Origin of the sequence: Clostridium sp. AM42-4 (assembly GCF_003480105.1) — a bacterium.
GTDB lineage: Bacteria > Bacillota > Clostridia > Lachnospirales > Lachnospiraceae > Brotaphodocola.
Genome location: NZ_QUIK01000008.1, coordinates 157822 through 166212 on the forward strand (window position 1 = coordinate 157822; position 8391 = coordinate 166212).

Consider the following 8391-nt stretch of genomic DNA (forward strand, 5'->3'; position numbering starts at 1 on the left):
ATCATTTCACCTCCGGATAATCGCTGATATTGTGTGTATGTACCCATGCTCCCGGCTCGATATCCGCCAGTGCACGGCCAATATTCTCCCCGTATTTCAACACCTGCTCTCCCTGCTTCACTGCTTTTACCGCGGCCTTATGGTACTTTGGAATGTCCTCCAGCGCAGGAAGCGTATGAATCCCGCCTGCGTCCCTCCAACAAAGCATCTGTCCCCCCTTTACCAGCTCTGTTGTCATGATCACATGGTCATTTTCATTTACGATCATTGCGTTAGTCTGTAAGTTTTCCATAGCTTCTCCTTTCTTGCGATCAGTCCATCCTTCAGCTTTTCTAGTCTCGTCCATAGTGTGTCTCCCATCCATCTTAAGCATATATTTTATAAGGCTTCTGCCTTCCTCAGGATCAGGTCTGCGCTCCCAAAATCGATCACGTTTAAGTGTGCCAGTTTATTTCTGGCATCCCGGAAGCATTCCATTTCCTGATACTCACTGCTGCTTACGTGGATCAGCTGGTTTCCCACCATATAAATAAGCATTCCGATCTCGACCTCCTCCGGGGTTGTTACATTCTGTCCATAAGAATTGCTGACCGGAAGTGCCTTCTGGATCGCATCCTTATGTTTTTTTATAAAAGAGCTCCGGTATTTTTCGATGACCGGAAATACATTTTTTAACTGTGCTTCCCAGATCAGGGTCTTTAATTCTTCTGCTGACCCGGAATAAGTAAAGCACTCTCCGTCACTGCGGCAGCCTTCAGAAAGAATCTCTTTTAGCGTTTCTTCCGGATTTTTTAAAAACCGGTTTCCTCTGCTGACGCATTGTGCGCACAGTTCAATGTCATCCTTGCAGACGGATGCCGCAAGCTCCGCAAGGTACGGATACAGATATTCCTTGCAGGTACTGCTGTCACTCGCAGCCAGCGCACAGAAGGCAAAGCGGTCATACGCACTGATATTCTGGTGAAAGGCCAGCTTCCGTATTCCTTTTCTGGCCTTGTTCACCAGATTATCATCCTTCACCTCCAGAATGAAAACAGCCGGAGTCTTTTCCTTTACGTTTTTATTGTACTCTACGATGAAGTCCATCCATTCGCCACATTTATCCTGGGGAATGTCATATACCCATATGTACCGGTCGTTTAAGACAATATCCTCACACTGTCCCAAAAATTCCGCATAGCTTACCCCGTAGCGATAGGATGCCCTTCTCTCCTTTTTACAGTATTTGTTCAAGAGAAATAATCCTGCTTCTTCCTCAGGGCATGGAATATAATCCATCACATTATTCGAATTTTCCAGTTTCAGCCTATCCTCTACCAGATTCTGAAGTGTCTCTCTCCATGGAGCCTGCTCCGGCAGGGAGAGGAGCACACTTTTCCCCTCCGCCGCAGCATTTACAATATCCTCCATGAACTTGTGTGCCTTTATGATATGGTTCCACCATACCTCGTCCATATCCGCCATACTAGTCCTCCATGTATTTTTCAAGCTCATCGTCAATGTGCTGTGTGGTTCCCATCATCTGGCAGAAGCTGTGGCGCGTAAAACGGTAACGCCCGTCACCGGTGTGCTGCAGCACGTTCAGCTCGCGCATTTCTTCCATCAGTGCAGTCAGCTTATCTTTATCGAGGCCAGCGATCTTTTTGATGGAATATCCATCTGCCAGTTTCAAAAGTTCCTCTGCATTGCAGCCATTTGAGGATTTGTATTCGTGGTAATGGTAAGCAACCAGCAGGGCAATAATATAGTAGTAATCATCGCCATCTACCTTTAACGTGATCAGGAATTTATCATAAATGTCATCCTGCAGGGACTGTTCTGCCAGAACCTTTTTGATATGTTCTTTCTTAACATAATACGGCGGTGTCTCGCTTTCCGGATAACCGGCATAATCGCGGCGCATTGCCTCGATCATTTTTGTACAATAAAGCTGGAGCAGTCCCGGGAAGTAGTTCGTCGTTCCAAAGATCGTGGAAATAAGAACCTCTGTCTCATTATCCTTCGGGAAGCGGAAGCCTAAGTACGATAACGGCACCTCCAGAAGCTCTCTCGCCTCCATTGCCTTAAACGGCTTTACCGTAAGCGATTCCAGATGCACCAGGCCAATATTGTTCTTTAATACCGTTTCCTGCTTGAATCTTACGATATTGCGCAGGCCTGCAAAAACGAACTTGAAGCGGCCTGCTCCAATGCCCTGGATCTCCTTTAATGCATCAAACGGCTGGTAGTTTACCTCCGCACAGCTCTCGATAAAGGTATCTGCCTCATCGATCATAAGAAGGAAATATGGGATAGGCTTTGCCGTATCGCGCAGGCGGTTCTTGATATCTCTGGCGATCATGCTCCAGTCATCCGTGATATTTTCCTGTTCGATAATGCCCTCGTCAAACAAGGCAGCAGAGACTGCCTTTGCCGTCTCCCGGTAATCCTTTTCCCAGGCATTGACGATGATCGCACGGTCACCGTTTTCGTTCATATCGATATCCTTCTTAGCCATACGCAGCAGTGCTGTCTTTCCAAGCTGGCGGCCTCCATATACAAGGTTCACCCCTGTCGGGGATTCAATCTTTTCCAGCTCATATCTGCGCCCGATAAAAATCTCCTGCGGCATCACATCTGCGGATTTGTTGATGTACGGCTGGTAAGATGCAAATGGCATCACAATGTACATCAGCATACGGTTCACTGCCGTTTCCGCATAATGCTTCGCCAGGTAAAGAACAGCCACACGGTCAAGCACTGCAAATATCTTACTGCTTAAGTCTGTTTTTGTTTTTCTTGCAAGAATACGGCGGTCTGCCAGCGATAACGCATAGTCCAGGAGCACCAGGGTATTTTTCGCATTGCCGATTTCCTTAAACGTATCGATCAGTCTGGAAGCATCTGTCTTTCCAAAAAGACAGACAACCCGGAAGCCTTTCGTTTCCGCTTCCGATCCAAATGCGGAGATCGGATGTTTGTAATTGCTTTTTCTTCCGTTTTGCGGGCGTTTTAAGGTGATCAGATAGCTTTCGATCTTTCCCTGAAGACGCGGCTCCTGCTTTACAGCAGCGGTATCAAATCCAAGTGCATCCAGAAGGCTGCGGATGGTAGTTTCCCCTACACTGGCTCCCTTCGGCCAGTTTTCCAAAAGTTTATTCGCACCCTTTGTATCCTTATTGTTTCTAAACGTAGGAACCAGCGATTTTAAGGTTGCCCCTGACTTTGCAGTCTTCTTATAGTTAATATCGTATTCCTCCAGAAACTCCAGGAGATAATCTGTCTGCTGCTGCACATTCTCGTCAAGCTCCAGGTCATTTCTGATCAGGCGGTTCAAAAGGTCCTCTGCTGCCGCATAATTTTGCTGGTCGATACGGTCCTTGATCTGCTTTACAACAGCAGAAACTGCCTGATTACTCTCATACTCTTTATTTTTCTCCAGATAGACTTTCAGATCATTATTCAACTCGTCCTTTCTTGCCTCAGCATCCTTATGGATCTTCTCCAGAAATGCATTCAGGATCTGGGAAAAGAAGCCATAGTTCATGGTATCCTTTGCCCACACAAACCAGTTTTCCATGATCTGAAGGATAATCTCTTTTGTATTTTCTACGGTGCTATCCATCTGTCCATAGCTCTGTGCCAGCTCCAGATCCTCAATGAACCCCTTCCGGTTATTCTCCATATCAGTCTTCGGATAGCTCATTGCTTCGTTCATTTTTGAATGCTGCTGCGCCAGGTTTTCAAATGGGATTTCCTGGTCCTCCACGTACCGGAAGATCAGCTCTGCAGAGCCGTAATTATCCTCATGCTTATAGATATCATCGATGCGTTCTTCCCAGCTCTTATGCTCTGCACTGCTTTCCTCACAGTGTCTGAGGATACGGCTTCTCACAGAAAATTCCGGAAGCTCCAGCACCTCATCCAGGATCGGGAGAAAGCTTTCATCCAGAAGGATCTTATCGTTTTTCAGAAAGTCCATGTAAAAATACTTATAACTTCCTTCTTTATAGGTGCCATCGATTCTGTCCTTGATTTCCATAAGCGTCTTTGCAAGCACATTTTTGCCTGCCAGAAGCTCCAGGCTGCCCGGATTTTCTGTTCCAAGCACACTTAACGCCTCTTCAATATCACTGAGAAGGTCTTTTCTGTTTCTCTTATATTCCCGGTCTGCCGGGTCATCCTGCATGGAAATGCTGGATTTACACAGAAATACATAATTGCATAAAACACTTACAACCTTCTGTACCTTTTTGAACAGATTCATTCTGAGGCTGCTCATCAGGTCTGAGGTCTTTTTCACCAGTCTCATGTTCTGCGCTGCCTTGTTCCAGTACTCGTCCAGAATCCGGTCAATCTTGGCAGGCTCAATATTCTCTTCACGGATTGCAGCATGATCCTTCACATAGTTGGTAGAAAGGAATTCCTCCAAAAGTTCCACCATGTCCCGGTTATCGTCAGCAACCATTTTCAGGTACTCACTCAGGTCACTTTTCGGGCCAAGCAACAACTTAGATGTTTCGATAAAACGCTTATGGGAAGCATTCTCTTTCATATTGCCAGAGCTGTAATTCTGGTAATAGCCCTTTGCTTCCTGCTTTGTCTTTTCCAGGCGCTTTTCGAGAATCGCACGCTCTTTCTCGCGGTAATCAGCATAGCGGTCCATCCCCTTCTGGTTTTCCGTCTTAAACTTCTGCAGCAGATAAACGATCCGCTCCACAGAAGGAATTTCCTGCAATACCTCACTTCCGGATACCATGGACTGAAGCTGCGGCAGGGAATACTCATAGCTGAACTGGTCATAAAAATAATCCCGGATCGCAGCGGAGATCACAAAATAATCGGAAACCGGAGTCTCTCCCTCATAAAAAACATTGATAATGCTGTCGGAGCTGTAGCTGCAGTTCTCCATAGGATCATTCAGCGCATACGCAACCTGGCGGTATACCGGCTCATAATATGAAAATTGCTTAGACAGGGACTTCAAAAACGTAGTCGCTGCATAAAATTTCCCGGATGCAAGCATCTCCTGATACTTCGCATTATAATCCTGCTTTTCTGATTCCGTAAGGAGCGTACCGGAAACGGCCGGATTTTCCGGCTGTTTTTCCTGGACAGATTCTGCTGCGGTTTCTTCTATGAATTCTTCTGCAGCTTCCTCTGCAGCCTCTTCTACAGCCTCTTCTGCGGCTTCCTCTGTAGTCTCTTCTATAGCTTCTTCTGCATTTTCTCCAGAAACTGCAGTCTCCATTGTAATTTCTTCATATTCCGGAATTTCTTCTGTTTTTTCTTCTACGTTTTTCTCTGCTTCAGTCTCCTGGATTTCTTCTTTCTGGACTGTCTCATCAATAGTTTCCCCGTATTCTGCCGTATCTGTCACATCTGCCTGCGCTGAGGTTTCCGGCTCCTCTGCGCATTCCAAAGTTTCCGGTTCATCTGCAGGCTCTTCTATATCTTCGTCAGGAGGCAGGATTTCCAGTAAAGCTCCTGTAGAAGCGTCAAATATTCCTTTTTCGCCATATACACTGTAGCCCACCCAGACCTCAGGTGTTATGATACCAGCAACCCACTTCACCATCTGAAATGCCAGTTTCTTGTCCGGTTCCACGACAATGAGGTAGTCCGGCTTATGTTTTTCATACAGATTTGCAAGTTTTTCCTGTGCCCGCTGAAATTCTTCCGGATTTTCCGACACGATGCCAAAATATGCAAGCTTTAAGGAACCCATTACATCCGGCAGAATCAAAGTGAAGAAATCTGTGGATAAACAGATGGTTCTTCTCCAGAAAGTATAGTCTCTGTCAACCTGCAATGTTTTTTCATAACATTCACAGCATAAAAGCCGTGTCATTGCAGCATTGGCAGTATCTTCAATGTTTTCTCCATCATCCGGTAAAGGCTTTCTCACATAGGGACTGTGCTGCTGAAGGAAATTAAAGGACTCTTTTGACGAAAAAGCCTTATCTCCTCTTTCAGAAAGCGTAAAAAACTCTCCCATTCCTTCCACGGAATATTTTTTCAGATAGCCAAGCTGGTACAGCTTATCGGTCACAAGATCATAATAACCAGCTTTTCGGTTATAGTACACCGCAATGGATTTCTTCGAATAGGCACATCCGTCCAATGCTTCCACCATACAGATGATTTTTTCCTTGCAGGATTGCTTGCCGATCTCATTTTTAAATTTGCTTGTACCGAACTTATCGGCAGCCTTTGGAGCCGTCTGTACAGAAAGCAGCTCCGTCTGCTCCCTGTGGCACAATGCTGATGCATCTTCTACGCCAAGCTCTTCCCAGATGTTCGCAGCCAAGATGCTTGTATTCTCCTCCGCAACGGTATCTGCGATTTCCTTCTCGCCGGTGTCTGCGTTACCAATTGCACTCTCCTCACCTGAATTTTGAAGCTTTTCCGGCTCCAGGGCTGCTGCTTCCGGCACGGACGGAGTCTCTGCTTCTGCCGTACTGCACAGTTCTTCCTGTGAGCTGGTAATCTTCCCGCGTCCGATTCCAGAGAAAATGGCTTCCTCGTAGAAGCCAGCCAACTGATACATCAGGGAAAACTTTTTGCGATCATCTGTTTCCTCCAATGTATTTTTTAACAGGATATACGGCTCTAACGTCTGCTGGAATTCTTCCTCTGACTCTGCCGATTCCAGATCCAAAAGTGCCAGCTGCATTTTTTTGCGGTCCAGCAGCTTCTCTATCGCCTCTTCCTCCGAATGCAGGGACATGAAAAAGCTTACTACCTGCAGATATTTATTTTTTAATTTCTGTTTTTTCTGGTATTCTTCCAGGATCCTTTCAAGCTCTGCTGTCTGCTCCGGTAATTCCCCAAGCTTTAAAGAAGCAAACTGCGTTTTCAGTTCTGTCTGAATCTGGTTTATCTCATAAAGACAATCCGCTATTTTCTTGCCCATTCCTTCCGGCAGCAGTCTGCCAGCACGGATTTTCTCATTTATTTGGGATAGATCCGGCACCAATGCGTCTGTCAGATGCTGCAGCTTTTCCAGATCACACTTCAGGCCTTCTACAGAATTTGTCTTTTGCATGCTCTACCTTCCCCTTCTGTTTTATTAGAATCATTATACCCTTCTGTCCGGGCATCGTCAACAAACATGGCCGGCGCAAAAAAAGAAAAGGAATTTCTTTTTCAGAGCGGCATCAAAATGACCTGACACCATGAAAAAGAAATTCCATTTCATGTTTTCGTGTATTACAACGGCAATTGAACCGCCTAAGATTCACGCTCACTATCCTAACTATATGAGGACAGATCCAATTCCGCACCACAGGCGCAGGTTACCGTTCTGGAAATCCCCATGCTATTCGGCACAAAATAGTATCCATATCCTCCGCCAAACGCGCCAAAGCTCTGGCAGCCTCCGGCCGTGCGGTATCTGCATTTATGCTCCCGCTGCCATTTGGCGATCTTTAAGGCATCGTCCTTCAAGAATCTTTTCACCTCTTTTGCGTGATTGGTCTCCTGTGTAAAGACAATTGATTAACTGTCTCATAATCGGTTTCCTCCCTTTGCTTTTTCTATTATACACGCTTATGTTGTAAATAGCAGTCAGCCGCTAGTTGAATGAATTGACAGGGTATAAATTTCAAGAGGCTGCCTCATCACGAAGCAGCCTCTCTTCTTATGCGATTATTATTTTTCTTGCCTAACCTTTTTTCCAACTTAAAAACCGGATGCTTTCTTCTCCATTTCTGCATCCAGAACCGCTCTTAATTCCTCTGCAGTGCCAACACGGGCACCCTCAAAGCGACCGTTATTACCGTTGATCTCATTCAGCCACTTCACGCCAAGGCCGCCTGCTTCCTCCCAGCGGTGGAGATTCGGCGTATGGTCATCAATAAGGATATCTGCCGTGCTGAGCTTCCGATGCAGCATAGCTTCGATGAACTCCGCCTTGTTTTTCCCATACGGCACGAACAGGCAATGCGCTGAATCAATCTCCGGAAGATACTTGTCCAGCCACTTTTTCTTTTCCAGAAGTGCTCTGGTGTCCGTATAATACGAGGACAGAATATAAATGTTCTCACCAGCCTTCATTGCATCTCGCATGAAATCCAGCAACTCCACTTCCGGCTCCAAATCAGCATAATATCCCGGCTTTCTGGTTTCCTCAACCGGCACATCGCGCCACTTGGCAATCGTGCCATCCATATCAAAATAAACCCGCATCTCACTCTTTAATTTCATTTTCTCTGCTCCTATCTGTTCAAAATCATAACAGATTCTGTGTAAAGTCGCAAGAGATTATCCCGATATCCGCATGTTTTTTTCCAAAATGCGAACTGTTAGTATACCACATATAGTAATTTCTATTATCATATCGCAATATATGGTTTATTCTCATGTGAACCTCACATGACTAAAGTCACGTGCTTCTCAGCCGCTTTAAGC

5 protein-coding genes are annotated in these 8391 nt (G+C 45.7%); all 5 read right to left on the reverse strand.

Going from position 1 to position 8391, the window contains the following annotated elements; genetic code table 11:
• Nucleotide 1: 1 nt before the first annotated feature.
• Nucleotides 2–292: a UxaA family hydrolase gene (locus DW922_RS08440; RefSeq protein WP_207666300.1), complete on the reverse strand. Its 291-nt coding sequence runs from the start codon at nt 290–292 to the stop codon at nt 2–4.
• Between the two features lie 86 nt (nt 293–378).
• Nucleotides 379–1464: a hypothetical protein gene (locus tag DW922_RS08445; RefSeq protein WP_118726329.1), complete on the reverse strand. Its 1086-nt coding sequence runs from the start codon at nt 1462–1464 to the stop codon at nt 379–381.
• 1 nt (nt 1465) lies between these two features.
• On the reverse strand, nt 1466–7027 hold the full coding sequence (locus DW922_RS08450; RefSeq protein WP_118726330.1) for a hypothetical protein: 5562 nt from the start codon (nt 7025–7027) through the stop codon (nt 1466–1468).
• 206 nt (nt 7028–7233) lie between these two features.
• Complete coding sequence (locus tag DW922_RS08455) at nt 7234–7428, reverse strand: hypothetical protein (protein WP_118726331.1); 195 nt, start codon at nt 7426–7428, stop codon at nt 7234–7236.
• Between the two features lie 234 nt (nt 7429–7662).
• Nucleotides 7663–8187, reverse strand: a complete 525-nt coding sequence (locus DW922_RS08460) for a hypothetical protein (protein WP_118726332.1) — start codon at nt 8185–8187, stop codon at nt 7663–7665.
• Nucleotides 8188–8391 lie beyond the last annotated feature (204 nt).